This is a genomic window from Roseivivax sp. (assembly GCF_054552075.1).
In genome coordinates, this window is sequence record NZ_JBTOLZ010000001.1 from 224,292 (window position 1) to 249,349 (window position 25,058).

Below are 25,058 nucleotides of genomic sequence, written 5' to 3' on the forward strand. Positions count from 1 at the left end.
GTCGCCCGAATAACACGGACAGGGAGTGAGAAAATGAGTGCAGAACGGAACACGGTGAGCTGCCAGACGGGATGCTGGGCTCTTGCGGCGGGGGTCGGCTTCGTGACCTTCGTGATGTTGCTCGTCGTGGGCAGCACCGGGTGGATCGGGTCGATCTTCCTGGGCGGGCTGGCCTTCGTGTTCCTGGGCTTTCTGTTCAGCTGGATGTTCTGCGCGCCGCTGACCCACCCGGGCGAGGTGACGCCGGGCTCCGAGCGCGGGCCGAAGACGCCGGGCACCGCGGGCGTGACGCCGGGTAGCGCGGGCGTGACGCCGGGCAGCACCGAGGCGCCCTCTGCCCCCGCGGCCCAGCCTGCCGCCGCCGCTGCGGCCCCGGCCGCCGCGGGCGCCGCCCAGGCCGGCACCAAGACCGGCAGCGAGGCCGGCGGGGTCAAGCCCTCGAAGGAGCTGCCGGGACAAAAGGACCTCTCGGAGCGCAAGGGCAACTGGAGCTACAAGAGCGAGGGCGGCGAGACGGGCAAAGCGCAGGGCCAGCCCATCGCCCATGGCGCCGAGGCCGGCGCCGACAAGGAAGCCCGCACCACCCAGAGCCTCGATCCCGAGGCCCCGCAAACCAAACCCGAGACGCTGTCGGGCGCGCGTGACGGCAAGCCCGACAACCTCAAGGAGATCAAGGGCGTCGGGCCGAAGCTGGAGAAGACCCTGAACGAGTTCGGCTTCTACCACTTCGACCAGATCGCCGGCTGGTCCGAGGAAGAGGTCAACTGGGTCAACCAGAACCTCACCGGCTTCAAGGGCCGGGTCACCCGCGACGACTGGGTGGCGCAGGCCAAGGTCCTGGCCTCGGGCGGCGACACCGAATTCTCCAAGCGCGTCGACAAGGGCGACGTGTACTAACCCGGGCCGGAGGCTGCGATGCAGAGCGAAAACCAGGCACGGCGCGGGCGGGCGATCGCCCTGCTCATTGCCGGAACCGGGCTGTTCTGGATCGCGGCCACCGCCCTCGGGGTGCAGATGGGCTGGAGCCTGCGCACCCGCGCGTTCTTCGATCTCGCCGCCTTGGCGGCCTTCGGATACGCGATATTTTTGATCTATGGCCTCTGGCGGGACCGCCAGAAGAACAAGGACTGAGAGATGCTGCAGGATCAGGACCGGATCTTCACCAACCTCTACGGGATGCACGACCGTTCCCTGAAGGGCGCGCAGGCGCGCGGCCATTGGGACGGCACCGCCGACATCATCAAGAAGGGGCGCGACTGGATCGTCGAGGAGATGAAGGCCTCGGGTCTGCGCGGCCGCGGCGGCGCAGGCTTCCCGACCGGGCTGAAGTGGTCCTTCATGCCCAAGGAAAGCGACGGGCGCCCGGCCTATCTGGTCGTCAACGCCGACGAATCGGAGCCCGGCACCTGCAAGGACCGCGAGATCATGCGCCATGATCCGCACACGCTGATCGAGGGCTGCCTGATCGCCTCCTTCGCGATGCAGGCGCACGCCTGTTACATCTACATCCGCGGCGAATACATCCGCGAGAAGGAAGCCCTGCAGCGCGCCATCAACGAGGCTTATGACGCGGGCCTCGTCGGCAAGAACGCCGCCGGCTCGGGCTGGGACTTCGACATCTACCTGACCCACGGGGCAGGGGCCTATATCTGCGGCGAGGAAACCGCCCTGATCGAGAGCCTCGAGGGCAAGAAGGGCATGCCGCGCATGAAGCCGCCCTTCCCGGCGGGCGCGGGCCTCTACGGCTGCCCGACCACGGTGAACAACGTCGAGTCGATCGCGGTGGTGCCGACCATCCTGCGCCGCGGCTCGGACTGGTTCTCTTCCTTCGGGCGTCCGAACAACGCCGGCACCAAGGTCTTCGCGATCTCGGGCCATGTGAACAACCCCTGCGTCGTCGAAGAGGCCATGTCGATCTCCTTCGAGGAGCTGATCGAGACCCATTGCGGCGGCATCCGCGGCGGCTGGGACAACCTCAAGGCGGTGATCCCCGGCGGCTCCTCGGTGCCCTGCATCCGCGGCGAAGAGATGAAGGACGCGATCATGGACTTCGACTACCTGCGCGAGCAGCGGTCGGGTCTCGGCACCGCGGCGGTGATCGTGATGGATCAGTCCACCGACGTCATCAAGGCGATCTGGCGGCTGGCGAAGTTCTACAAGCACGAGAGCTGCGGCCAGTGCACGCCCTGCCGCGAGGGCACCGGCTGGATGATGCGGGTGATGGAGCGTCTGGTCCACGGCGAGGCCGAGGTCGAGGAGATCGACATGCTGCTCGACGTGACCAAGCAGGTCGAGGGCCACACGATCTGCGCGCTCGGCGATGCGGCGGCCTGGCCGATCCAGGGCCTGATCCGCAACTTCCGCGACGAGATCGAGGACCGCATCAAGCACAAGCGCTCGGGCCGCACCGCCACGGTGATGGCCGCCGAGTGATCCCCCGCCGGGCCCCTCAGGGGGTCCGCTTTCCGGCGCCGGGCGCGACCCGGAGGCCGCCACAGAAGGACGACGCGCGATGACCGAGACGCTGGCCGCCTATTCCCACGCGCTCATGTCGGTGGCGCTTTTCGCGGTGCTCTGCCAGGTGCTGAGCGCGCTGCTTGCGCCGCGGCTCTCCAAGGCGGGCCATGCGCCGGGCACCGTGCCGCCGGTCAACTACGACGACCCGGTCTTCCGGCTTTTCCGCAGCTATCACAACTCGGTCGACAGCATGGGCCCCTTCGCCGCGGCGGTGGTGGCGGCGGTGCTGGCGGGGGCTTCGCCCTTCTGGGTGAACCTGCTTGCCTCGCTGGGGCTTCTGGCGCGGCTCGGCGTGGTGGTCTGCTACGTGCCCGGCATCGGCAAGAACGAGTTCGGACCGCGCACCTTCGCCTATATCTTCCAGTCGGCCATGACGATCCTCCTGGGGCTTCTGGCGGCCGGCGCGCTCCTCTTCTGAGCGATGGGCGGCCGAGGCCCGGAAGGCTTGAGATTCTCCGCCCGAGCGGCGACAACAGCCCGCGACAGCGGCGATTGGAGTGACGTGATGCGAGCCTGTGTGTTGATCCCCCTGGCGGCGATGCTGCTGGCCTCCTGCGGCTCCGACCGGGTGGCCTTCAACGGCGAGTTCTACCGGGCGAATGTCTCGGCCCCGGCCAAGGACCGGGCGAATTTCATCGCGACCTCCGGGCCGGTCTCCAAGGGCGTGTCGGGGGCGGCCGCCGCGGCGCGCCACGAGGCGATGCAGCACTGCATCCATTTCCTCGGCACCTCGGTGATCGACTACACCATCCCCGAGGGCACCCCGCCCGAGGCGCTGCCGCGCGACGGCGACCGCCTGGTCCTGCGCGGCACCTGCATCGAGGAGGGCTGAGGCCCGGCCAAGCACCTGTCGAAAGGGTGATCGGCAAGGCCCGGCCGAGGCGCCCTCGGCTATTGGATAACGGGACGGAAACGCCCCATCTCTTTGCCCAGACGGCCGCCGCAGGCGGCCGGCGGACACAAGGAGAAAGACAATGCGACGCATGATCCTGACGGTGGCCACGCTGGCCGCCTTCGGCGCGGGCGCCGCCGGGGCCCAGGGCAAACCGCCGCTCAGCCAGGTCAGCGAGATCGACGATCCGCTCCTGATGATCGCCATCGCCGACCAGGTGCGCAAACGCTGCGAGAGCATCGACGCGCGGATGTTCAAGGCCTGGACGACGATCAACGCGCTGGAAAGCAAGGCCAAGGGCCTGGGTTACAGCGACGAGGAAATCGAGGACTACGTGACCTCGGACGAGGAGAAGGCGCGGATGCGCAGGCGCGGCGAGGCCTTGATGCGGCAGCGCGGACTGGACCCGGAACGGGACAGCGCCTATTGCACCTTGGGCCGCGAGGAAATAGCGAGGGGCAGCCAGATCGGCGTCCTTCTCAGGGAAAGGTGAGACGAGACGATGTCAGACCTCCGCAAGATCAGCATCGACGGTCAGGAAATCGAGGTGGACGGGGCGATGACGCTCCTGCAGGCCTGCGAGGAAGCCGGACGCGAGATCCCGCGTTTCTGCTACCACGAGCGCCTGTCGATCGCCGGGAACTGCCGAATGTGCCTTGTCGAGGTCGTGGGCGGCCCGCCGAAGCCGGCCGCCTCCTGCGCGATGCAGGTCCGTGACCTGCGTCCCGGCCCCGAAGGCCAGCCGCCGCAGGTCCGCACCAATTCGCCCATGGTGAAGAAGGCGCGGGAAGGGGTGATGGAGTTCCTGCTCATCAACCACCCGCTCGACTGCCCGATCTGCGACCAGGGCGGCGAATGCGACCTGCAGGACCAGGCCATGGCTTATGGCGTCGACTTCTCGCGTTACCGCGAGCCCAAGCGCGCCGTCGAGGACCTGGACCTCGGCCCGCTGGTCGAGACGCACATGACCCGCTGCATCTCCTGCACCCGCTGCGTGCGCTTCACCACCGAGGTGGCGGGCATCACCCAGATGGGCCAGACCGGCCGCGGCGAGGATGCGGAGATCACCTCCTACCTGGGCGAGACGCTGAACTCGAACCTGCAGGGCAACATCATCGACCTCTGCCCGGTCGGCGCGCTGGTCTCGCGCCCCTATGCCTTCACCGCGCGCCCCTGGGAGCTGACCAAGACCGAGTCGATCGACGTCATGGACGCGCTCGGCTCCTCGATCCGGGTCGACACCAAGGGCCGCGAGGTCATGCGCTTCCTGCCGCGCAACCACGACGGCACCAACGAGGAATGGATCTCGGACAAGACCCGCTTCGTCTGGGACGGGCTGAAGCGCCAGCGTCTCGACAAGCCCTTCGTCCGCGAGAACGGCAAGCTGCGCGCGGCCACCTGGCCCGAGGCGCTGGAGAAGGCCGCCGAGGCGCTGAAGGGCGCCAAGAAGGTCGCGGGCCTGGTGGGCGATCTCGCCCCGACCGAGGCCGCCTATGCGCTGAAGTCCCTGGTCGAGAGCTTCGGCGGCACCACCGAATGCCGCACCGACGGCGCCAAGCTGCCCGCGGGCAACCGCTCGGGCTATGTCGGCACCGCCGCCATCGAGGACATCGACGAGGCCCGCGCGGTGACCATCATCGGCGCCGACCCCTCGGTCGAGGCCCCGGTGCTGAACGCCCGCATCCGCAAGGCCTGGTCGCTGGGCGCCGACGTGCGCCTGATCGGCGAGGCCGTGGACCTGACCTTCGACTACACCCACGCCGGCACCGACCGCGCGGCGCTGCAGGAGGCCGTGAAGGCCGCCAAGCCCGCCGAGGACGGCGAGGCGCTGGTCATCCTGGGCCAGGCGGCGCTGACCGGTGACGACGGCGCGGCGGTCCTGGCCGAGGCCATGGCGCTTTGCGAGGCGCAGAACGCCAAGCTCCTGGTGCTGCACACCGCCGCCGGCCGGGTCGGCGCGCTCGACGTGGGCGCTGTGACCGAGGGCGGCGTGACCGCGGCGCTCGACGGGGCGGATGTGGTCTACAACCTCGGCGCCGACGAGATCGAGATCGCCGAGGGGCCCTTCGTGATCTACCAGGGCAGCCACGGCGACCGCGGCGCGCATCGCGCCGACGTGATCCTGCCGGGCGCGGCCTACACCGAAGAGCAGGGCCTCTTCGTCAACACCGAGGGCCGCCCGCAGCTCGCGCTGCGCGCCGGCTTCGCGCCGGGCCAGGCCAAGGAGAACTGGGCCATCCTGCGCGCGCTTTCGGCCGAGGCGGGCCAGCAGCTGCCCTTCGACAGCCTGGCCGAGCTGCGCTCGGACCTGGTCAAGGCGGTGCCGCATCTGGCCGAGATCGACCGGGTGCCCTCTAACGACTGGCAGAAGGTCGAGGCGGGCGGATCGCTCGGCTCCGGGGCCTTCGGCCGCGCGATCCGGGATTTCTACCTGACCAACCCGATCGCCCGCGCCAGCCAGCTCATGGCCGAACTCAGCGCCAACGCGAAGGCGCGCAAAGAGACGCAAATCGCGGCGGAGTGACGCGCTTGGCCGCCGTCCTCCGCGCCGCCGCCCTCTTGCAGGCCGCCGCCCTGGCGGCCTGTGCGCCAACCGGCGAGCGCGGTGACGGCGCGCCCTTCGCGCCCGAGCACGAGGGAATCGAAACGCGGCTCCTCGACGGGGACCTGGTGCAGTTCCTGGTGGAGATGCGCGGCGCGCGGGGCTCCGCGGACGTCGAGGCCTACGCCGAATGTGCCGCATCGCAATACGCGCTGATCCGGGGCTACGGTTTTGCGCGGCATTTGCGAACAAATGTCGAGGAAGAGGGTGGTCTCTGGCGCGCAGATGCGGTTTACACCATCTCGCCAGCGCTGCCCCGCGGGCGGTTCACGATCGACGCCGAAGTGACAGCCGCCGCCTGCGCGGAAAACGGAATACCGATGGTGTGAGGACCCGATGTCTGACTTCATGATGTCCACCGGAGGCACAGCCCTGATCATTGTCGCCCAGTGCCTCGCAGTGGTGACCTTCGTGATGGTCTCGCTGCTTTTCCTGGTCTACGGCGACCGGAAGATCTGGGCGGCGGTGCAGATGCGCCGCGGCCCCAACGTTGTGGGCGTCTTCGGCCTGCTGCAGACCATCGCCGACGCGCTGAAATACGTGGTCAAGGAGGTGGTGATCCCCGCCGGCTCGGACCGCACGGTCTTCATGCTGGCGCCGCTGACCTCCTTCGTGCTGGCGATGATCGCCTGGGCGGTGATCCCCTTCAACGACACCTGGGTGCTCTCGGACATCAATGTTGCCATCCTCTATGTCTTCGCGGTCTCCTCGCTCGAGGTCTACGGCGTGATCATGGGCGGCTGGGCCTCGAACTCGAAGTATCCCTTCCTGGGCTCGCTGCGCTCGGCGGCGCAGATGATCTCCTACGAGGTGTCGATCGGCCTGATCATCATCGGGGTGATCCTCTCAACCGGGTCGATGAACTTCGGCGACATCGTGCGCGCCCAGGACGGATCCTACGGGTTCTTCAACTGGTACTGGCTGCCGCATTTCCCGATGGTCTTCCTGTTCTTCATCTCCTGCCTGGCCGAGACCAACCGCCCGCCCTTCGACCTGCCCGAGGCGGAATCCGAACTGGTGGCGGGCTACCAGGTGGAATATTCCTCGACGCCCTTCCTGCTGTTCATGGCCGGCGAATACATCGCGATCTTCCTGATGTGCGCGCTGACCTCGCTGCTGTTCTTCGGCGGCTGGCTCTCGCCGATCCCGGGCCTGCCCGACGGGGCGCTCTGGATGGTCGCGAAGATGGCCTTCTTCTTCTTCCTCTTCGCGATGGTGAAGGCGATCACGCCGCGCTACCGCTACGACCAGCTGATGCGCCTTGGCTGGAAGGTCTTCCTGCCCTTCAGCCTGGTCTGGGTCGTCTTCGTGGCCTTCGCCGCCAAGTTCGGCTGGTTCTGGGGCCTCTTCGCCCGCTGGACCACCGGGGCCTGAGCCGCATGGCCGCCGCCCCCGCATATGCCCGGCCCCGCGCCCGCGCCGAAAGGCGGGCCGGCGGGGCGGGGCGCCTTCCATTCCACCGGGGCACCGCCCCGGTCCCGCCCGCTGAGACAAGCGTCACACGCGGATCGATCTAAGGAGTCGTCATGGCGAAGATGGATTACAGCCGCGCCGCGAGTTACTTCCTGCTCTCCGATGTCTGGCAGGGCCTGAAGCTCGGCCTGAAGTATTTCTTCGGGCCCAAGGCCACGGTGAATTACCCGCACGAAAAGGGCCCGCTGAGCCCGCGCTTCCGGGGCGAGCACGCGCTGCGCCGCTACCCCAACGGCGAGGAACGCTGCATCGCCTGCAAGCTCTGCGAGGCGGTCTGCCCGGCCCAGGCGATCACCATCGACGCGGAACCGCGCGAGGACGGCTCGCGCCGGACCACCCGCTACGACATCGACATGACCAAGTGCATCTACTGCGGCTTCTGCCAGGAAGCCTGCCCGGTGGATGCCATCGTCGAGGGGCCGAACTTCGAGTTCACCACCGAGACCCGCGAAGAGCTTTATTACGACAAGGAGAAGCTCCTCGAGAACGGCGAACGCTGGGAAGCCGAGATCGCCCGCAACCTCGAACTGGACGCGCCCTACAGATGAGCGACAGCCAGAACCCCTTCGAACTGTTCATGCGCCAGGCGCAGGAGATGGCCAAAAGCTGGAATCCCGCGCTTGAGACCTTCAACGTGCGCGAGTTCGAGAAATTCTGGCCGACGATGCCCAAGGACTTCATGGAGATGTCCTTCGGCAAGGGCATGTCGCAGGATGGCCTGGACGCCAAGACGCGCCTGCTCTTGACCTTGGCCGGCCTGACGATGCAAGGCGCACAGGCAGAAACACCGTTCCGGATGAACGTGCGCCACGCGCTCGAGGCCGGGGCCACCAAGGACGAGATCGCCGAGACCATCGCCCAGATGTCGATGTTCGCCGGCATTCCCGCCATGACCCGCGCCATGGAGCTGGCGCGCCAGGTCATGGAAGAGGACGGAAAGGACGAAACGACATGAGCGCCTTTGCCTTCTATCTCTTTGCCATTTCGACCATCGCGGGGGGCCTGTTCACCGTGATCAGCCGTAACCCGGTGCATTCGGTGCTCTGGCTGATCCTGGCGTTCCTGTCCTCGGCGGGGCTCTTCGTGCTGATGGGCGCGGAGTTCGTGGCGATGCTGCTGGTCATCGTCTACGTCGGCGCCGTGGCGGTGCTTTTCCTCTTCGTGGTGATGATGCTCGACGTGGATTTCGCCGAGCTCAAGGCCGAGATGGCCCGTTACGTGCCCCTGGCGCTCCTGATCGCCGTGGTGATCCTGATGCAGTTCTCGATCGCCTATGGCGCCTGGGAGACCGCGCCCACCGCGGCGGCCAACATCGCCCAGGCGGTGCCCGAGGGCCGGCACAACACCGAGGCCCTGGGCCTCATTCTCTACGACGAGTATTTCCTGCTGTTCCAGCTCGCGGGGCTGATCCTGCTGGTCGCCATGATCGGCGCGATCGTCCTGACCTTGCGGCATCGGACCGACGTCAAGCGGCAGGACGTGCTGGCGCAGATGTACCGCGATCCCAAGACCGCGATGGAACTGAAGGACGTGAAGCCCGGGCAGGGCCTCTGACCGCCGCCGGGCCCGATTGGCGGGCCCGGGACTGGTGCAACGCATGTCCCCGCGCCGGGCGGCAAGATCCGGTCGGGGGCCGACAGACGGGCCGGCGCGCGCGGCAGTGACGCCCCGCCGCCGGGACGCAGAACGAGGGACGAGATGATCGGACTGGAACATTACCTGACGGTGGCGGCGGTGCTCTTCGTCATCGGCATCTTCGGGCTCTTCCTGAACCGGAAGAACGTGATCATCCTGCTGATGTCGATCGAGCTGATGCTCCTGGCCGTGAACATCAATCTCGTCGCCTTCTCGGCGCATCTCGGCGATCTCGTCGGGCAGGTCTTCACGCTCTTCGTGCTGACCGTCGCCGCCGCCGAGGCCGCGATCGGTCTTGCGATCCTCGTCTGCTTCTTCCGCAACCGCGGCACCATCGCGGTGGAAGACATCAACGTGATGAAAGGCTGAGCGCAATGGAGACGATCATCCTCTTCGCCCCGCTCGTGGGCGCGCTGATCGCGGGTTTCGGCTGGCGCCTGATCGGCGAGCAGGGCGCCATGTGGGTCACCACGGGCCTCTTGTTCCTGGCCTGCCTGCTGTCCTGGATCGTCTTCCTGGGGCATGACGGCACGACCCAGCAGATCGACATCCTGCGCTGGATCGAAAGCGGCACCATGGCGGCGGACTGGTCGATCCGGCTCGACCGCCTGACGGCGATCATGCTGATCGTGGTGACCACGGTCTCGGCGCTCGTGCACCTCTATTCGATGGGCTACATGGCGCATGACGCCAACTTCAAGGAAGGCGAGGTCTACAAGCCCCGCTTCTTCGCCTATCTGTCCTTCTTCACCTTCGCCATGCTGGCGCTGGTGACCGCCGACAACCTGGTGCAGATGTTCTTCGGCTGGGAAGGCGTGGGCGTCGCCTCCTACCTGCTGATCGGCTTCTACTACAAGAAACCTTCGGCCAATGCCGCGGCGATGAAGGCCTTCATCGTCAACCGCGTCGGCGACTTCGGCTTCGCGCTGGGGATCTTCGGTCTGTACTTCCTGGTCGACTCGGTGCGCTTCGACGATGTCTTCGCCGCCGCGCCAGAACTGGCCGAGACGCAGCTGAGCTTCCTCTGGACCGAGTGGAACGCCGCGAACCTCATGGCCTTCCTGCTCTTCGTGGGCGCCATGGGCAAATCGGCCCAGCTGATCCTGCACACCTGGCTGCCGGACGCGATGGAAGGCCCGACGCCGGTCTCGGCGCTGATCCACGCGGCGACCATGGTGACCGCGGGCGTCTTCCTGGTCTGCCGCATGTCGCCGCTGATGGAGTTCGCCCCCGAGGCCATGGCCTTCGTGACCTTCCTCGGCGCCACCACCGCTTTCTTCGCGGCGACGGTCGGCCTCGTGCAAAACGACATCAAGCGCGTGATCGCCTATTCGACCTGCTCGCAGCTCGGCTACATGTTCGTGGCCGCGGGCGTGGGCGTCTACTCGGTGGCGATGTTCCACCTGTTCACGCACGCCTTCTTCAAGGCCATGCTCTTCCTCGGCGCCGGCTCGGTGATCCACGGGATGCACCACGAGCAGGACATGCGGAACTACGGCGGCCTGCGGAAGAAGCTGCCCTATACCTTCTGGGCGATGATGATCGGCACGCTGGCGATCACCGGCGTCGGCATCCCGCTGACCGGCTGGATCGGCTTTGCCGGCTTCGCCTCCAAGGACGCGGTGATCGAAAGCGCCTTCGTCGGCAGCCAGGGCGGCTATGCCTTCTGGATGCTGGTGATCGCGGCGCTCTTCACCTCGTTCTATTCCTGGCGGCTGATGTTCATGACCTTCTACGGCAACCCGCGCGGGGACAAGCACACCCACGAGCATGCCCATGAGAGCCCCTGGACCATGGTCGCGCCGCTCGGCGTGCTGGCCCTGGGCGCGATCTTCGCGGGGATGATCTGGTACGGCAGCTTCTTCGGGAAGACCAACGAGGTGGTGAAGTTCTTCGGCGGCGAATACGCCGAACCGGCCGAGGAGCTGAAGGCGGCGGTGGCCGAGCGCAGCCCCAAGGCGTCGGAACTGCACTACGTCATGGAAAGCGCGCCGGGCGAGGCGGCGATCTACATTGCCCCCGAGAACACCGTCCTGCACGAGGCGCATTACGTCCCGACCTGGGTCAAGCTCGCGCCCTTCCTGGCCATGGTGATCGGCTTCGGCACGGCTTTCTGGTTCTACATCGTGAACCCGGCGCTGCCGAAGCGCCTCGCGGAGAGCCAGCGTCCGCTTTACCTGTTCCTGCTGAACAAGTGGTATTTCGACGAGCTCTATGACGCCGTCTTCACCCGGCCGGCGCAGGCCATCGGGCGGTTCTTCTGGAGGAGCGGCGACGGGGCCACCATCGACGGCGCGATCAACGGTGTCTCGATGGGCATCATCCCCTTCTTCACCCGGCTCGCGGGCCGCGCGCAGTCCGGCTACATCTTCACCTATGCCTTCTGGATGGTGATCGGGATCGCGGTCCTCATCACCTGGATGTCGCTCAGCGGAGGAGCGGAGTAATGGACAACCTCCTTTCCATCGTGACCTTCCTGCCGGCGCTGGCGGCAGCGATCCTCGGCATCTTCCTGAAGGGCGGCACCGAGGCGGCGGACCGCAACGCCAAGTGGCTGGCGCTGATCGCCACGGGCGCGACCTTCCTGATCTCGCTGTTCATCCTGGCGCAGTTCGACCCGCAGGAGACCGGCTTCCAGATGGTCGAAGAGGGCCGCTGGCTGCTGGGCCTGAACTACAAGATGGGCGTCGACGGCATCTCGGTGCTCTTCGTGCTGCTGACCACCTTCATCATGCCGCTGGTGATCGCCGCCAGCTGGGAGGTGAAGACCCGGGTCAAGGAATACATGATCGCCTTCCTCGTCCTCGAGACGCTGATGCTGGGCGTCTTCATGGCGCTGGACCTGGTGCTGTTCTACCTGTTCTTCGAAGGCGGCCTGATCCCGATGTTCCTGATCATCGGCATCTGGGGCGGCAAGAACCGCATCTACGCGGCCTTCAAGTTCTTCCTCTACACCTTCCTGGGCTCGGTGCTGATGCTGGTGGCCATGGTCGCCATGTATGCCGAGGCGGGCACCACCGACATCCCGACGCTGCTGACCCACCAGTTCCCGGCGGGCGAGATGAACATCCTCGGGATCCACATCGTCGGCGGCATGCAGACGCTGATGTTCCTGGCGTTCTTCGCCTCCTTCGCGGTGAAGATGCCGATGTGGCCGGTGCACACCTGGCTGCCCGACGCCCACGTGCAGGCGCCGACCGCGGGCTCGGTGGTGCTGGCCTCGATCCTGCTGAAGCTCGGCGGCTACGGCTTCCTGCGCTTCAACCTGCCGATGTTCCCGGTGGGCTCCGAGGTGATCGGGCCCTTCGTCCTCTGGCTCTCGGTGATCGCGATCGTCTACACCAGCCTTGTCGCGCTGGTGCAGGAGGACATGAAGAAGCTGATCGCCTACTCCTCGGTGGCGCATATGGGCTATGTCACCATGGGCATCTTCGCGGCCAACCAGCAGGGCATCGACGGGGCGATCTTCCAGATGCTGAGCCACGGCTTCATCTCCGGAGCGCTCTTCCTCTGCGTCGGCGTGATCTACGACCGGATGCACACCCGCGAGATCGACGCCTACGGCGGGCTGGTGAACCGCATGCCGGCCTATGCGCTGATCTTCATGCTCTTCACCATGGCCAATGTCGGGCTGCCGGGCACCTCGGGGTTCATCGGCGAGTTCCTGACGCTCATGGGGGTCTTCCAGGTCAACACCTGGGTCGCGCTCTTCGCGACCTCCGGGGTGATCCTCTCGGCGGGCTACGCGCTGTGGCTCTATCGCCGGGTGGTCATGGGCGACCTGATCAAGGAAAGCCTGAAGACCATCACCGACATGACCCGCCGCGAGAAGGCGATCTTCGCCCCGCTGATCGTCATGACGATCTGGATGGGCGTCTATCCCGCGCCGATCCTCGACCGCATCGGCCCTTCGGTCGAAGCCCTCGTGGCGGATTACGAGACCGCAGTCGCGAACATGCCGCAGGCGACCCAGATCGCCAGCCAGAGCCATTGAGGACCGAGACATGATTTCCTCCGACCTCGCCATCATCCTGCCCGAGATCGTCATCGCGCTTTACGCGATGATCGCGCTGATCGGGGCGGTCTACACCGGCAAGGACGCGCTGGCCCCGACGCTGGTCTGGGTCACCGCCGGCCTCTTCGCCCTTGTCGCGGTCTGGATCGCGACCTCGGGCGGCGGCACCGCCACCGCCTTCGGCGGGATGTTCATCGACGACGGCTTCGCCCGCTTCGCCAAGGTGACGCTCCTGATCTCGGCCGCCGCTGTCCTGGTGATGAGCCAGGAGTACATGGCGCGCCGCGGCATCCTGCGCTTCGAATACCCGCTGCTGATCGCGCTGGCCGCGGTCGGCATGATGGTCATGGTCTCGGCCGGTGACCTCATGGCCCTTTACATGGGCCTCGAGCTGCAGTCGCTGGCGCTCTACGTGGTGGCCTCGCTGCGCCGCGACAGCGCGGTCTCGACCGAGGCGGGCCTGAAGTACTTCGTGCTGGGCGCGCTTTCCTCGGGTCTGCTGCTCTATGGCGCCTCGCTGACCTACGGTTTCGCGGGCACCACGCTCTTTGCCGGCATCATCGAGGCCGCGGGGCAGGGGCAGGCGCCGCTCGGGCTGCTCTTCGGCCTGGTCTTCCTGGCCGCGGGCCTGGCCTTCAAGGTCTCGGCGGTGCCCTTCCACATGTGGACGCCGGACGTCTACGAAGGCGCGCCGACCCCGGTCACCGCCTTCTTCGCCACCGCGCCCAAGGTCGCGGCCATGGGCCTTTTCGCGCGGCTCCTCTTCGAAGCCTTCGGCGGCATCACCGGCGACTGGCAGCAGATCGTGGCCTTCCTGTCGGTCCTGTCGATGTTCCTTGGCGGCATCGCGGCGATCGGCCAGACCAACATCAAGCGCCTGATGGCCTATTCCTCGATCGCGCATATGGGCTACGCGCTCATGGGGCTCGCGGCGGGCACGGCGCTCGGCGTGCAGGCGATGCTGATCTACATGGCGATCTACGTCACCATGAACGTCGGCACCTTCGCCTTCATCCTGTCGATGGAGCGCGACGGCCAGCCGGTGACCGACATCGCCTCGCTGAACATGGTCTCCAAGGAAGAGCCCGGCCGGGCGCTCGCCATGCTGGTGCTGCTCTTCTCGCTGGCCGGCGTGCCGCCGCTCGTGGGCTTCTTCGGCAAGCTCTACGTGCTGCGCGCGGCCTATGACGGCGGGCTCGCCTGGCTCGCGGTGGCGGGCGTGGTGGCCAGCGTGATCGGCGCCTTCTACTACCTGCGCATCGTCTACTTCATGTATTTCGGCGAAGAGCGGGACGACGGGCTCGACCGCAGCTCCTCTCCGGTGCTCTGGGGCTTCCTGGCGCTCTCGGCCTTTGCCATGGTCGCCGGCGTGATCAACCTCTTCGGCATCGAAGGCGCGGCGGCCGCCGCCGCGGCGACCCTCGTTCAGTGAGGGCAGGCCGCCAGATCCAGATCGACGTGACGCGGGCCCGGGGCCCGCGTTGCGCGTTTTCCGGGGGCCGCCTTGCGGGCCCCGCGCGCCGGGGGCGGGCAGCATGAGCTGGCCCGAGGGATACGGGCGCATCGTCCTCGACGAGGTCGACAGCACCAATGCCGAGGCCGCCCGCCGGGGGCCCGAGCTTTCCGCGCCGACCTGGATCCTCGCGCATCGCCAAAGCGCCGCCCGCGGCCGCCGGGGAAGGGCCTGGGCCAACCCCGAGGGCAATTTCGCCGCCACCCTGGTGCTGCGGCCGTCGGAGTCGCTCGAACTGGTGGCGCTGCGCTCCTTCGTGGCGGCGCTGGCGCTCTTCGACACGCTGGTGACGCTGACCGGCCGGACCGAGCCCTTCGCGCTGAAATGGCCGAACGACGTGATGCTGAACGGCGGCAAGGTCGCGGGCATCCTTCTGGAAAGCATGGGCCGGGGGCGGCGCTCGGAGCAGCTGGCGGTTGGCATCGGGGTCAACCTCGCCAATGCGCCCGCGCCCGAGGCGGTCGAGCCGCGCGCCCTGCGCCCGGTCTCGGTCCTGGCCGAGACCGGCGCCGCGATCCCGGCCGAAACCTTTCTCGACCACCTGGCCACGGCCTATGCGGCGCGCGAGGCGGTGCTGACCGCCCAGGGCTTCGCGCCGATCCGCGAGGACTGGCTGGCGCGCGCCGCGCGGCTCGGCGAAAGCGTGACCGCGCGCACCGGCAGCACCGAGAACACCGGCACCTTCGAGACGGTGGACGCCACGGGCAATCTTGTCCTAAAGACCGCCAAAGGCCGCGTCTCCATCGCCGCCGCGGATGTGTTTTTCTAAACGGAAGGGGACGGGCGGATGCTTCTCGCCATCGATTGCGGCAACACGAACACGGTCTTCTCGATCTGGGACGGCGCCGAGTTCATCGCGAGCTGGCGCACCTCGACCGAGCACCAGCGCACCGCGGATCAATACTACGTCTGGCTCTCGACGCTGATGAAGCTGCAGAACATCGAGGCCCGGATCACCGACATGATCGTCTCCTCGACGGTGCCGCGGGTGGTCTTCAACCTGCGGGTCCTGGCGGACCGCTACTTCAACACCCGCCCGCTGGTCGTGGGCCGCCCCGACTGCGCGCTGCCCATCGACGTGCGCGTCGATGCCGGCACCCAGGTCGGCCCGGACCGGCTGGTGAACACCGTGGCGGGCTACGACCTTTACGGCGGCGACCTGATCGTCGTGGACTTCGGCACCGCCACCACCTTCGACGTGGTGGACAGCGACGGCGCCTACGTGGGCGGGGTGATCGCCCCGGGTGTGAACCTTTCGCTCCAGGCCCTGCACGAGGCCGCGGCGGCGCTGCCGCATGTCGACATCTCGCGGCCGCAGCGGGTCGTGGGCACCAATACCGTCGCCTGCATGCAGTCGGGCATCTTCTGGGGCTACGTCGGCGTGATCCGCGAGGTCTGCGCCCGGATCAAGGCCGAGCGCGAACGTCCGATGAAGATCATCGCGACAGGCGGTCTCGCCCCGTTGTTCCAGCAGGCGGAAGACTTATTTGACGACTGGAAAGACGAACTGACGATGCATGGCCTGCGGGTCATCCACAATTACAACAAGACCGAGGGATCCAACCCATGAGCGGTAAGAGATTGATCTACCTGCCCCTAGGCGGGGCCGGTGAAATTGGCATGAACTGTTATGTCTACGGCTACGGCGCACCCGGAGAGGAACGGCTGATCGTCGTCGACCTGGGCGTGACCTTCCCGGACATGGAGACCTCTCCGGGGGTCGACCTGATCTTCCCCGACGTGAGCTGGCTGAAGGAACGCCGCGACCGGATCGAGGCGATCTTCGTGACCCATGCCCACGAGGACCACGTCGGCGCGGTGGCGCATTTCTGGGAAGACCTTGGCGCGCCGGTCTACGCGCGCGCCTTCACCGCCAATATCGCGCGGCGGAAGTTCGACGAACGCGGGCTCGGCCCCGAGATCGTCAAGACCCAGGAGCCCTGGCCCGAGACCCAGACGGCCGGCCCCTTCGAGGTCGGCTTCGTGCCGATCTCGCATTCCATCCCCGAAAGCTCGGGGCTGGTGATCGACACGCCGATGGGCCGGCTGGTCCATACCGGCGACTTCAAGATCGACGCCACCCCGGTGGTGGGCGAGCCCTTCGACACCGCCACCTGGGAAGAGATCGGCCGCGAGGGCGTGACCGCGCTTGTTTGCGATTCGACCAATGTCTTCTCCGACCACGAGGGCCGCTCGGAGGCCACCGTGGGCCCCGAGATCGAGAAGCTGCTGCTGGATGCCAAGGGCATGGTGGTCGCGACCACCTTCGCCTCCAACGTGGCGCGGCTGAAGACCCTGGCCGAGGCCGGCGAACGCGCCGGGCGCTCGATCGTGCTGATGGGCCGCGCCATGCGCCGCATGGTCGAGGCCGCGACCGAGACCGGCGTGCTCGACCGCTTTCCCGCGACCGTCCCGGTCGAGGATGCGGCCGATGTCCCGCGCCAGAACCTGATGCTGATCGTGACCGGCAGCCAGGGCGAACGCCGGGCCGCCTCGGCCCAGCTTGCCCGCGGCAAGCACTTCGGCATGGAGCTGAAGGAGGGCGACCTGTTCCTCTTCTCCTCCAAGACCATCCCGGGCAACGAGAAGGGCGTGATCCGCATCATGAACCAGCTCTCGGAAAAGGGCGTGGACGTGATCGACGACAGCTCGGGCCGCTACCACGTCTCGGGCCATGCCAACCGCCCGGACCTGATCGCCATGCACAAGCTGGTCGATCCCAAGCTGGTGGTGCCGATGCACGGCGAACATCGCCACCTGCGCATGCATACGCGCCTGGCCCAGGAAAACGGCCGCCGCGGCGCGCTGGCGGTCAACGGCACGATGATCGACCTGACCACCGGCAAGCCCTGCGACTACGTCGAGACCGGGCGGACCTACCTCGACGGGTCGGTCATGGTCGGCGCGCTCGACGGGGTGGTGCGCGACCGCATCCGCATGGCGCTCAACGGCCATGTGACGGTCACGCTGGTCCTCGACGAGGAAGACCAGCCGCTGGGCGAGCCCTGGTGCGACACCATGGGCCTGACCGAGACCGGCCGCAGCCAGCAGCCGCTGGAGGCCGCGCTGGAAGAGGAACTGGCGCAGTTCGTCGACCGCGCCAAGCCCAAGGTCCTGGCCGATGACGACGCGCTCGAGGAAGGGCTGCGCCGCGCGGTGCGCAACGCCGCCCAGAACGAGATGGGCAAGAAGCCCGAGGTCACCGTGGTGATCTCGCGCCTCAGCTGATCACTGCAGACTGGGATCCCGGTCCTCGGGGTCCTGGAAACTGCCGTCGAGCGGGGGCAGGGCAGAGCCCTCCTCCGCGCCCGAGCAGTAGTAGAGCGCGCCGCCCACGGCGACGACGGTGACGCCCGCGCCGACCATGGCGAGCGGCGCGCCTGTCGCGCCGAGGGCCGCCGTTCCGGCCTTGCCGAGCGCCCCCAGAACCAGCTCCTTCGATCCCGAGAGGATCAGCGCGCCCGAGCCGTGCTGCAAGCCGTCGAGCCGCGCGCGGCTCTCTGTGGCGCGGGTCTGCACGGCGGAGGCCAGCGCCGCGGTGGTGTCCACCGTGGCATCCGCGGCGGCGTTCACCTTCTGGCAAGAGGTCGTGGTGCAATGTCCCCGGTAGTTGCGCGGGCCGGGCACCAGGACATAGCCGCTGTCGTCGGGTTCGGTCAGGCAGTAGCCCTCGACGTCCTGCGCGGGCACCCGGCTGGCAAGATAGGCGATCACCGTCTGGCTGTCGCAGGCGGGCGGACGGCCGCGCGCGCGGTCCCAGCGGCGGGCGGGCCAGTCGGTCAGCCGCTCGCGCAGACCGGGGGCCTCCTCGGCCTCCAGCGCGTCGGATAGTTCGTCGCGGTCGATGGTGATCTCGCTGGCGTTGACCGTGGCGGTGCAGAGGTCCTCGGCCAGGGCCGGGCCCGCCGCGCCCAGAAGCGCGGCAAGGGTCAAAGTCGCGATGCGGGGCAATTGCGCCTCCCTGTTCTGTGCTGCTCGAGAGGGCAGGATAGGGCGCGCGGAAGGGGCCGCATGTCACCCTCGGGTGATCGGCGGGGTTTTGCCGGTGGGGGGCTACCTGCGCCGGGCGGGGCTGTGGCTGGGAGGGCGTTCGTGTGGGCGCTGAGGGCAGGTGAGGCGGCGGTGGCTAGGAGACCCGCCTAAGGGCGCGGCGCCGTCGTCAGGAGGGCCGCTCTGCCCGGACAGCGCCGCCCCGAGGACGCTGCAAAAGATAGACGGGGCGGCGGAAACCGCCGCCCGCGCCGCAATCAGCTCGCCTTGCGCTCGTCGAGGCTCTTGGCGATGAAGGTCGGCATGTGATCGCCCATGCCCACCACGTCGTTCTTCTTGTCGTCGCCGCGCGGCTTGCCCTTGCCTCCGCGGCGGGACTTGGGCTTCTCGGCGGGCTTGCCGCGGCCGGAGGACGTGTCCTGGCCTTCGTTGGAGGCGGCGGCCCCCTGCGGGGCCTTGGGCTCGGGCTCGGGCTTGGCGTCTGCCTTCGCATCGGGCTTCGCGTCCGCCTTCGCCTCGGGCGCCGCCTCGGCCGGCGCGTCGGTCTTGGCCTCGGCCTGCGCCTCTGCGGGCTGCTCTTTCGCCCGGCTGCTGCCGCCCCGGCTGCGCGAGCGGGACCGCGAGCGCTTGGGCTTCTGGCCGCTCTCGCCCTCGGCGCCTTCCGCCGCGCCGGAGGGTGCCTGCGCGCTCTCGCCCAGCGGGTTCTCGAGCCGCGGGATCGGCTTGTCGATCAGACGCTCCACGTCCTCGAGGTTCTTCTCGTCGCGCGGGATGCACAGCGTCACCGCCTTGCCCTCGCGGCCGGCGCGGCCGGTGCGGCCGATCCGGTGCACGTAGTCCTCGGCATGGCCGGGCACGTCGAAGTTGAAGACATGGCTGACCGAGGGCACGTCGAGCCCGCGCGCCGCCACGTCCGAGGCCACCAGGATCTTCAGCTCGCCCGCGCGGAAGCCGTCCAGCGTCCGGGTGCGCACCGACTGGTCCAGGTCGCCATGGATCGGCCCCGCGTCATAGCCGTATTTCTTCAGCGATTTCGCGACGATATCCACGTCGACCTTGCGGTTGCAGAAGACGATCGCATTGGTCAGCCGCTCGCCCTCGGCGTCGATCAGCGCGCGCAGCGCACGGCGCTTCTCGCTGTCGGCGCGGTCGCGGCGCGAGGGCTGCAGCATCAAGACGCCCTGTTCGATGGTCTCCGAGGCGGTCGCCTGGCGGGCCACCTCGATCCGCGCAGGGGCGGCCAGGAAGGTGTTGGTGATGCGCTCGATCTCGGTCGCCATGGTGGCCGAGAAGAACAGCGTCTGCCGGGTGAAGGGCGTGAGCGAGAAGATCCGCTCGATGTCCGGGATGAAGCCCATGTCGAGCATCCGGTCGGCCTCGTCGACCACCATGATCTCGATCCCGGTCAGCAGAAGCTTGCCGCGCTCGAAATGGTCGAGCAGCCGGCCCGGCGTGGCGATCAGCACGTCGACGCCCTTGTCGATCAGCGCGTCCTGCTCCTTGAAGGAGACGCCGCCGATCAGCAGCGCCTTGGTCAGCTTCACGTGCTTGGCATAGGTATCGAAGTTTTCCGCCACCTGCGCGGCCAGTTCCCGCGTCGGGCAAAGCACCAGGCTGCGCGGCATCCGCGCCCGGGCGCGGCCGCGCGCCAACTTGGTGATCATCGGCAGCGTGAAGCTGGCGGTCTTGCCGGTGCCGGTCTGGGCGATGCCCAGCACGTCCTGCCCGTCGAGCGCGGGGGGAATCGCCCCGGCCTGGATGGGGGTCGGCGTCTCGTAGCCGGCTTCTTCGATGGCTTTCAGCACTTTGGGGCTGAGGTTGAGATCAGAGAACTTTGTCATGTGTATCCGGTTTTCACGGACACATCTCGGCCCGTGCATCTGCGTCAGAGGGGCCGCAACGGCCCGGGGTGGCGGCATGCCACCAAGCGTGGCGTTCCATAGCGAAAAGGCGCCGATCCGTCAATCTGAGCGCAGCGGCAACGGGGCCCCGGAGGTGCAAATTGCGCTGAAGTGCCGCGCTACCAGGGCCTTGAGGTCCATCTCGCGGCTCAGAAGCAGCCCTTCGGCGGCCAGCCGGGAGGTCAGTTCCGGGCTGGCGGTCGCCACCTCCTCGTAGAAGCGCCGCAGGGCGGGGCGGCCGCCCTCACCCTCGATCCGGGCGAAAAGCGCGTGCAGATTCAGCGCGTCTGGCCCGCGCGCCTGCGGGTTGAGCTCGGCCCGGTAGGAGCCCGAGTCGCGCCGGAAGGCATAGGCGGCCTCGAACTCCGCCCAGCTCGCGGCGTGGAAATGGCCGAGCCTGAGGCCCGGGAGGGGGACCTCACCGGGGTTCTGCTGGCCTTCCAGGATCACGTTGTGAATGCGGATCTGCAGCCCTTTGGTGCCCGCGCGGAAGAAAAGCTTGCCCGCCACATGGCTCAGGAACCCGCCCGAGAGATGCCGCGCCCAAGGGCCGAAGACCCGCTCCGCCGCCGCTTGCCGGCGCGCCTGGTCGAGGTGGAAGTCCTTGAAAAGGCGCGTCGTTCCGGGCGCGCCCGTAGGCGCCAGCGCCTCCACCGGGCGCATCCGGGCGCAGAGCGCGCTGTGCGGCAGGGCCGCGAGCGTCTCGGCGACGGAGCCCTCCGGCCCCCCGGGCAGGAGGAACTCGTCGACATCCACATGCGCCAGCCAGTCCAGGTCGCCCGCGCGATTGTTGGCGTGCCGCGCGTTCCGGCACTGGCGGTTCTGGTGCCGCTCGGGCCGGCCGCCCTTGCGCTCCCAGTAGTCCGGCCCGGTCTCGGTCACGCCGATGCGCGGATGGGCCGAGAGCGCGCGGGCGGCCTCGGGATCGCCGTCGTCTAGGTAGAGATGCAGCCGTGCCGCGCCCAGCTCCAGGTGCCAGGCCGCGAATTCCAGCGCCCGGGGCAGGGGCGCCTTCAGCGTGGTCACCAGCCCCCAGCGCGTCACGCCGCGCGGCCCCGGAAAACGCGCGCCACCGCCCCGTCGAGGTCGAGCGGGAAGTCCACCAGCATGCCCCGCGCGGCGAGCCGCGCGCGCAGCTCTGGCGTGTCGCGGCAGACCTCGTCGAAGAAGGCGCGCAGGCCCGGCTCGCCCTCGTCCTCCTGCAGGAGCCTCAGGATGTCGGCGATTCCCATGACCTCGGGGCGTTCGCTTTGCTTGGCGTAGGAGCCGCGCGCCAGGCGGAAGTCGAGATGCGCGCGGAAGACCTCCCAGCTTGGCGCGTGCAGATGGCCGAGGCGCAGGCCCGGCAGTTCGGCCTGGTTGCTGACCTCGGCGCCGCGATGTTTCAGCGCGTGAATGCCGAGCCGCGTGTCGGGGATGCCGGTGCGGGCGAAGACCTTGCCGCTGGTATGGCTGAGAAACCCGCCGGGCAGATGCAGGCCGAAGGTCGGATAGACCTCCTGTAGCTCGGCCTTTTGCACGCCCGCGGCGCTATGGGTCAGCTTGAAGGCGCGGGGGCTCTGGTCCTCCGCGACGGCCAGGGCCTCGGCCGGGGTCAGCCGGGCAAAGGCGGCCTCGGGCGGGACCTCGGCCAGGCATTGCGCCACCGGGCGGTCGGGCAGGAGCAGCTCGTCGAGGTCGATATGGGCCAGCCAATCGAGGTCCTCGGCCTCGGCGCGCAGGCTGCGGGTGGCGTTCCAGACCTGGCGCAGCTGGTGCGCCTCCATCCGGGGTTTGCCGACCGCCTCCCAATAGGCGGCGTCGCAGGTGGTGACCTGGACGCGCGGGTCGCGGGTCAGGGTCTCGGCCAGCTCGGGCGCGGGCGTGTCGAGGTAAATCAAGACCTTGGCCGCGCCCAGCTCGAGGTGATGCGCGGCAAAACGCAGCGCGGCTTGCGGCTCGGGCCGGATGGTGGCGACGACACCCCAGCGCATGCTGTCGGCTGTGAGGCCTTTTGCGCGGGCGGGCACCGCGACGGGGTTCTGGGCCGGGTCGGCGGGCGGGGTCCCGGCGGCCTCGCGCCGGGCCTTGCGGCGGCGCATGATGGCGAGCCGACGGAAGACCGTGGCGGGATCGGCGATCAGCGCCTCGATCAGCGCATGGGCGAGCGGGCGCAGAACCGGGGCGGCCTCGGCCTCCTGCCAGAGACGGCCCAGGAGGTTCACGTCGAGCCCGCCCGAAGAAAGCGCATAGGCGTCCATCTGCATCGGCAGCGGGGCGCGGGTGCGCTGCGTCAGGGCAAAGGGTTTCTCGGGCGGCTTGCCGGAAAAAAGCCGTTCGGATTCATAGAGTTTCATCGCCCCGAAGAGGGTCGAGAGCGCCAGCCCCGCGGCGCGTTCACCGGGCTCTGCGCCATGATCGCCGAAGGTGGTGAGCGCCGAGACCTGCCAGCGCAGGTCCAGCTCCTGCAGCAGGAAGTCCGCCTCCTCGGCCCAGAGCCTGCGAAAGAGCGCGGGCGCCTCTTCGGGGAAGGCGCGCTTGCGCAGATGCGCGATCAGGAGCCCGTGCAGGGCGGCCAGTTCTGACTGCCCGGTGAACTCCTGCCGCAGGGCAAAGCGCTTGCGGTGGTAGGACGACCGGAAGGGCGGCGCCTCGGCGGGATCTTCGGCCGGGTCGGTGACGCGGGCGTCCTTCAGCGGGGCCAGGTCGAGGTCGAGGGGCGGCAGGCCCTCGCCCGGGGCATGGGTCAGCGGGTCGCGCCGGCCCTCCATCTGGGTCAGCACGGCTGCCATGCCACCGGGGTAGGTGGCCGCCCTGTCGTCACGCCTGGTCATGCGGTCCGAAGACTGGCGCAGCTTTGGGGCCGGAACAAGCCTGGGGCATGGCCGGCGCGGGGCGCGCGTGGCCTCAGACCATCATTTCCTTGGTCGCCGAGAGCGTGATCTCGGGGTAGTCGCGCACCACCCGGTCGATGTCCCACTGCAGGCGGGTCAGATAGACCATGTCACCGTCGTTGTCGGCGGCGATATGCTGCTTGTTGGCATTGGCGAAACGATCGACCGCCTGCTTGTCGCCATGCACCCAGCGCGCCGAGGTGAACTGCGAAGGCTCGAAGCGCACCGGCAGCCCGTATTCCTGTTCGATCCGGCTGCCCAGCACCTCGAACTGCAGCTGGCCCACGACGCCGACGATGAAGCCCGAGCCGATGTTCGGCTTGAAGACCTTGGCGGCGCCTTCCTCGGCGAATTGCATCAGCGCCTTCTCCAGGTGCTTGGCCTTCATCGGGTCGCCCGCGCGGCAGCTTTGCAGCAGTTCCGGCGCGAAAGAGGGGATGCCGGTGACCTTCAGCCCCTCGCCCTCGGTCAGCGTGTCGCCGATGCGCAGCTGGCCGTGGTTCGGGATGCCGATGATGTCGCCGGCCCAGGCCTCTTCGGCCAGTTCCCGGTCCGAGGCCAGGAAAAGCACCGGCGCCGAGACGGTCATCGGCTTTTTCGAACGCACATGGGTCAGTTTCATCCCGCGCTGGAAATGGCCCGAGGAGAGCCGCACGAAGGCCACCCGGTCGCGGTGCTTGGGGTCCATGTTGGCCTGCACCTTGAAGACGAAGCCCGAGACCTTCTTTTCCTCGGGCGCGATCTGGCGCGGTTCGGCGCTGGTGGGCTGCGGCTCGGGGGCGAGCCGCCCGATGCCGTCCATCAGCTCCTTCACACCGAAGGAGTTGATCGCCGAGCCGAACCAGATCGGGGTCATATGGCCCTCGACCACCGCCTGCGGGTCGAGCCTGGGCAGAAGCTCGCGCGCCATCTCGACCTCTTCGCGCAGCTGGCCGAGGAGGTGCGCGGGCACGTGTTCGTCGAGCTTGGGATCGTCGAGCCCCTCGAGCTTGATCGACTCGCTGACGCGGTTGCGGTCGGCGCGGTCCATCAGTTCGAGCCGGTCGTTCAGCATGTCGTAGGCGCCCAGGAAATCGCGGCCGAGCCCGATCGGCCAGGAGGCCGGGGTCACGTCGATCGCCAGGTTTTCCTGGATCTCGTCGATGATCTCGAAGGTGTCGCGGCTTTCGCGGTCCATCTTGTTGCAGAAGGTCAGGATCGGCAGGTCGCGCAGCCGGCAGACCTCGAAAAGCTTGCGGGTCTGGCTTTCCACGCCCTTGGCGCCGTCGATCACCATGATCGCCGCGTCGACCGCGGTCAGCGTGCGATAGGTGTCCTCGGAGAAATCCGAGTGGCCGGGCGTGTCGACCAGGTTGTAGCGGAAAGGCCCGTAATCGAAGGACATGGCCGAGGCCGAGACCGAGATCCCGCGGTCCTTTTCCATCTGCATGTAGTCCGACCGGGTGCGCCGGGCCTCGCCCTTGGCGCGGACCTGGCCGGCCATCTGGATCGCGCCGCCGAACAGCAGGAACTTTTCGGTCAGCGTGGTCTTGCCCGCGTCGGGATGCGAGATGATCGCAAAGGTGCGGCGGCGCGCGATCTCGGCGGGCAGGTCGGGGCGGTTGGTGGGCAGGTCCAGCATGGGGCGCCATATAGCGGCGCGCCGGG

At 68.1% G+C, this 25,058-nt stretch carries 24 protein-coding genes; 19 read left to right on the forward strand and 5 right to left on the reverse strand.

Annotated elements, in window-relative coordinates:
- Window positions 1-33: 33 nt before the first annotated feature.
- The 19 genes from ACX938_RS01055 (at window position 34) to ACX938_RS01145 (ending at window position 17,875) form a co-directional block, all read left to right on the forward strand.
- The gene (locus tag ACX938_RS01055; protein ID WP_459429629.1) at window positions 34-897 is read left to right on the forward strand and encodes an endonuclease; all 864 of its coding nucleotides are present in this window, start codon (window positions 34-36) and stop codon (window positions 895-897) included.
- Between the two features lie 18 nt (window positions 898-915).
- Window positions 916-1,131 (forward strand): DUF5337 family protein, encoded by a 216-nt coding sequence (locus tag ACX938_RS01060; protein ID WP_232752403.1) that lies wholly within the window; start codon window positions 916-918, stop codon window positions 1,129-1,131.
- Window positions 1,132-1,134: 3 nt separating this feature from the next.
- Window positions 1,135-2,433, forward strand: a complete 1,299-nt coding sequence (gene nuoF, locus ACX938_RS01065) for an NADH-quinone oxidoreductase subunit NuoF (RefSeq protein WP_232752402.1) — start codon at window positions 1,135-1,137, stop codon at window positions 2,431-2,433.
- Window positions 2,434-2,512: 79 nt separating this feature from the next.
- On the forward strand, window positions 2,513-2,935 hold the full coding sequence (locus ACX938_RS01070; RefSeq protein ID WP_459429630.1) for an MAPEG family protein: 423 nt from the start codon (window positions 2,513-2,515) through the stop codon (window positions 2,933-2,935).
- Between the two features lie 99 nt (window positions 2,936-3,034).
- On the forward strand, window positions 3,035-3,349 hold the full coding sequence (locus ACX938_RS01075) for a hypothetical protein (protein WP_459429631.1): 315 nt from the start codon (window positions 3,035-3,037) through the stop codon (window positions 3,347-3,349).
- A gap of 142 nt (window positions 3,350-3,491) precedes the next feature.
- Window positions 3,492-3,902 (forward strand): DUF5333 domain-containing protein, encoded by a 411-nt coding sequence (locus tag ACX938_RS01080; protein WP_459429632.1) that lies wholly within the window; start codon window positions 3,492-3,494, stop codon window positions 3,900-3,902.
- A 9-nt stretch (window positions 3,903-3,911) separates the two neighbouring features.
- Window positions 3,912-5,933 (forward strand): NADH-quinone oxidoreductase subunit NuoG, encoded by a 2,022-nt coding sequence (gene nuoG, locus ACX938_RS01085; RefSeq protein ID WP_459429633.1) that lies wholly within the window; start codon window positions 3,912-3,914, stop codon window positions 5,931-5,933.
- Window positions 5,934-5,938: 5 nt separating this feature from the next.
- Complete coding sequence (locus tag ACX938_RS01090; RefSeq protein WP_459429634.1) at window positions 5,939-6,340, forward strand: hypothetical protein; 402 nt, start codon at window positions 5,939-5,941, stop codon at window positions 6,338-6,340.
- Between the two features lie 7 nt (window positions 6,341-6,347).
- Window positions 6,348-7,385 carry an NADH-quinone oxidoreductase subunit NuoH gene (nuoH, locus tag ACX938_RS01095; protein ID WP_459429635.1) on the forward strand — a complete coding sequence of 346 codons (1,038 nt, stop codon included), beginning with the start codon at window positions 6,348-6,350 and terminating at the stop codon, window positions 7,383-7,385.
- 152 nt (window positions 7,386-7,537) lie between these two features.
- On the forward strand, window positions 7,538-8,032 hold the full coding sequence (gene nuoI, locus ACX938_RS01100) for an NADH-quinone oxidoreductase subunit NuoI (protein ID WP_232752396.1): 495 nt from the start codon (window positions 7,538-7,540) through the stop codon (window positions 8,030-8,032).
- The gene (locus ACX938_RS01105; RefSeq protein ID WP_232752395.1) at window positions 8,029-8,439 is read left to right on the forward strand and encodes a carboxymuconolactone decarboxylase family protein; all 411 of its coding nucleotides are present in this window, start codon (window positions 8,029-8,031) and stop codon (window positions 8,437-8,439) included. Before nuoI ends, ACX938_RS01105 begins: the two co-directional genes overlap by 4 nt.
- Window positions 8,436-9,038, forward strand: a complete 603-nt coding sequence (locus ACX938_RS01110) for an NADH-quinone oxidoreductase subunit J (RefSeq protein ID WP_232752394.1) — start codon at window positions 8,436-8,438, stop codon at window positions 9,036-9,038. The genes ACX938_RS01105 and ACX938_RS01110 overlap by 4 nt, the downstream gene beginning before the upstream one ends.
- 144 nt (window positions 9,039-9,182) lie before the next feature.
- A complete protein-coding gene (gene nuoK / locus ACX938_RS01115) occupies window positions 9,183-9,488 on the forward strand; it encodes an NADH-quinone oxidoreductase subunit NuoK (protein WP_048532290.1) in 306 nt (101 codons plus the stop codon).
- Window positions 9,489-9,493: 5 nt separating this feature from the next.
- Window positions 9,494-11,566, forward strand: coding sequence for an NADH-quinone oxidoreductase subunit L (gene nuoL, locus ACX938_RS01120; protein WP_459429636.1), 2,073 nt, complete (start codon window positions 9,494-9,496; stop codon window positions 11,564-11,566).
- The gene (locus ACX938_RS01125) at window positions 11,566-13,113 is read left to right on the forward strand and encodes an NADH-quinone oxidoreductase subunit M (RefSeq protein WP_232752392.1); all 1,548 of its coding nucleotides are present in this window, start codon (window positions 11,566-11,568) and stop codon (window positions 13,111-13,113) included. The genes nuoL and ACX938_RS01125 overlap by 1 nt, the downstream gene beginning before the upstream one ends.
- Window positions 13,114-13,123: 10 nt before the next feature.
- Complete coding sequence (nuoN, locus tag ACX938_RS01130; RefSeq protein WP_232752391.1) at window positions 13,124-14,566, forward strand: NADH-quinone oxidoreductase subunit NuoN; 1,443 nt, start codon at window positions 13,124-13,126, stop codon at window positions 14,564-14,566.
- A gap of 103 nt (window positions 14,567-14,669) precedes the next feature.
- Window positions 14,670-15,416 (forward strand): biotin--[acetyl-CoA-carboxylase] ligase, encoded by a 747-nt coding sequence (locus ACX938_RS01135; RefSeq protein WP_459429637.1) that lies wholly within the window; start codon window positions 14,670-14,672, stop codon window positions 15,414-15,416.
- Window positions 15,417-15,434: 18 nt separating this feature from the next.
- Complete coding sequence (locus ACX938_RS01140) at window positions 15,435-16,217, forward strand: type III pantothenate kinase (RefSeq protein WP_459429638.1); 783 nt, start codon at window positions 15,435-15,437, stop codon at window positions 16,215-16,217.
- A complete protein-coding gene (locus ACX938_RS01145) occupies window positions 16,214-17,875 on the forward strand; it encodes a ribonuclease J (RefSeq protein WP_459429639.1) in 1,662 nt (553 codons plus the stop codon). The genes ACX938_RS01140 and ACX938_RS01145 overlap by 4 nt, the downstream gene beginning before the upstream one ends.
- Here ACX938_RS01145 and ACX938_RS01150 read toward each other — a convergent pair whose 3' ends face one another.
- The 5 genes from ACX938_RS01150 to ACX938_RS01170 all read right to left on the reverse strand — a co-directional run bounded on the left by ACX938_RS01150 (window position 17,876) and on the right by ACX938_RS01170 (window position 25,032).
- Complete coding sequence (locus ACX938_RS01150) at window positions 17,876-18,598, reverse strand: hypothetical protein (RefSeq protein WP_459429640.1); 723 nt, start codon at window positions 18,596-18,598, stop codon at window positions 17,876-17,878.
- 296 nt (window positions 18,599-18,894) lie between these two features.
- Window positions 18,895-20,478 (reverse strand): DEAD/DEAH box helicase, encoded by a 1,584-nt coding sequence (locus ACX938_RS01155; RefSeq protein WP_459429641.1) that lies wholly within the window; start codon window positions 20,476-20,478, stop codon window positions 18,895-18,897.
- Between the two features lie 120 nt (window positions 20,479-20,598).
- Window positions 20,599-21,582 carry a glycosyltransferase family 2 protein gene (locus tag ACX938_RS01160; RefSeq protein ID WP_459429642.1) on the reverse strand — a complete coding sequence of 328 codons (984 nt, stop codon included), beginning with the start codon at window positions 21,580-21,582 and terminating at the stop codon, window positions 20,599-20,601.
- The gene (locus ACX938_RS01165) at window positions 21,579-23,351 is read right to left on the reverse strand and encodes a glycosyltransferase family 2 protein (protein WP_459429643.1); all 1,773 of its coding nucleotides are present in this window, start codon (window positions 23,349-23,351) and stop codon (window positions 21,579-21,581) included. The genes ACX938_RS01160 and ACX938_RS01165 overlap by 4 nt, the downstream gene beginning before the upstream one ends.
- 73 nt (window positions 23,352-23,424) lie before the next feature.
- Entirely contained in the window at window positions 23,425-25,032 is a 1,608-nt protein-coding gene (locus ACX938_RS01170; RefSeq protein ID WP_232752383.1) for a peptide chain release factor 3, read from the reverse strand.
- Window positions 25,033-25,058: the final 26 nt, after the last annotated feature.

Coding starts and splice junctions, on each gene's coding strand:
- ACX938_RS01055 (WP_459429629.1), top strand. CDS start 34: ATGAGTGCAGAACGGAACACGGTGAGCTGCCAGACGGGATGCTGGGCT.
- ACX938_RS01060 (WP_232752403.1), top strand. CDS start 916: ATGCAGAGCGAAAACCAGGCACGGCGCGGGCGGGCGATCGCCCTGCTC.
- nuoF (WP_232752402.1), top strand. CDS start 1,135: ATGCTGCAGGATCAGGACCGGATCTTCACCAACCTCTACGGGATGCAC.
- ACX938_RS01070 (WP_459429630.1), top strand. CDS start 2,513: ATGACCGAGACGCTGGCCGCCTATTCCCACGCGCTCATGTCGGTGGCG.
- ACX938_RS01080 (WP_459429632.1), top strand. CDS start 3,492: ATGCGACGCATGATCCTGACGGTGGCCACGCTGGCCGCCTTCGGCGCG.
- nuoG (WP_459429633.1), top strand. CDS start 3,912: ATGTCAGACCTCCGCAAGATCAGCATCGACGGTCAGGAAATCGAGGTG.
- nuoH (WP_459429635.1), top strand. CDS start 6,348: ATGTCTGACTTCATGATGTCCACCGGAGGCACAGCCCTGATCATTGTC.
- nuoI (WP_232752396.1), top strand. CDS start 7,538: ATGGCGAAGATGGATTACAGCCGCGCCGCGAGTTACTTCCTGCTCTCC.
- ACX938_RS01105 (WP_232752395.1), top strand. CDS start 8,029: ATGAGCGACAGCCAGAACCCCTTCGAACTGTTCATGCGCCAGGCGCAG.
- ACX938_RS01110 (WP_232752394.1), top strand. CDS start 8,436: ATGAGCGCCTTTGCCTTCTATCTCTTTGCCATTTCGACCATCGCGGGG.
- nuoK (WP_048532290.1), top strand. CDS start 9,183: ATGATCGGACTGGAACATTACCTGACGGTGGCGGCGGTGCTCTTCGTC.
- nuoL (WP_459429636.1), top strand. CDS start 9,494: ATGGAGACGATCATCCTCTTCGCCCCGCTCGTGGGCGCGCTGATCGCG.
- ACX938_RS01125 (WP_232752392.1), top strand. CDS start 11,566: ATGGACAACCTCCTTTCCATCGTGACCTTCCTGCCGGCGCTGGCGGCA.
- nuoN (WP_232752391.1), top strand. CDS start 13,124: ATGATTTCCTCCGACCTCGCCATCATCCTGCCCGAGATCGTCATCGCG.
- ACX938_RS01135 (WP_459429637.1), top strand. CDS start 14,670: ATGAGCTGGCCCGAGGGATACGGGCGCATCGTCCTCGACGAGGTCGAC.
- ACX938_RS01140 (WP_459429638.1), top strand. CDS start 15,435: ATGCTTCTCGCCATCGATTGCGGCAACACGAACACGGTCTTCTCGATC.
- ACX938_RS01145 (WP_459429639.1), top strand. CDS start 16,214: ATGAGCGGTAAGAGATTGATCTACCTGCCCCTAGGCGGGGCCGGTGAA.
- ACX938_RS01155 (WP_459429641.1), bottom strand. CDS start 20,478: ATGACAAAGTTCTCTGATCTCAACCTCAGCCCCAAAGTGCTGAAAGCC.
- ACX938_RS01165 (WP_459429643.1), bottom strand. CDS start 23,351: ATGACCAGGCGTGACGACAGGGCGGCCACCTACCCCGGTGGCATGGCA.
- ACX938_RS01170 (WP_232752383.1), bottom strand. CDS start 25,032: ATGCTGGACCTGCCCACCAACCGCCCCGACCTGCCCGCCGAGATCGCG.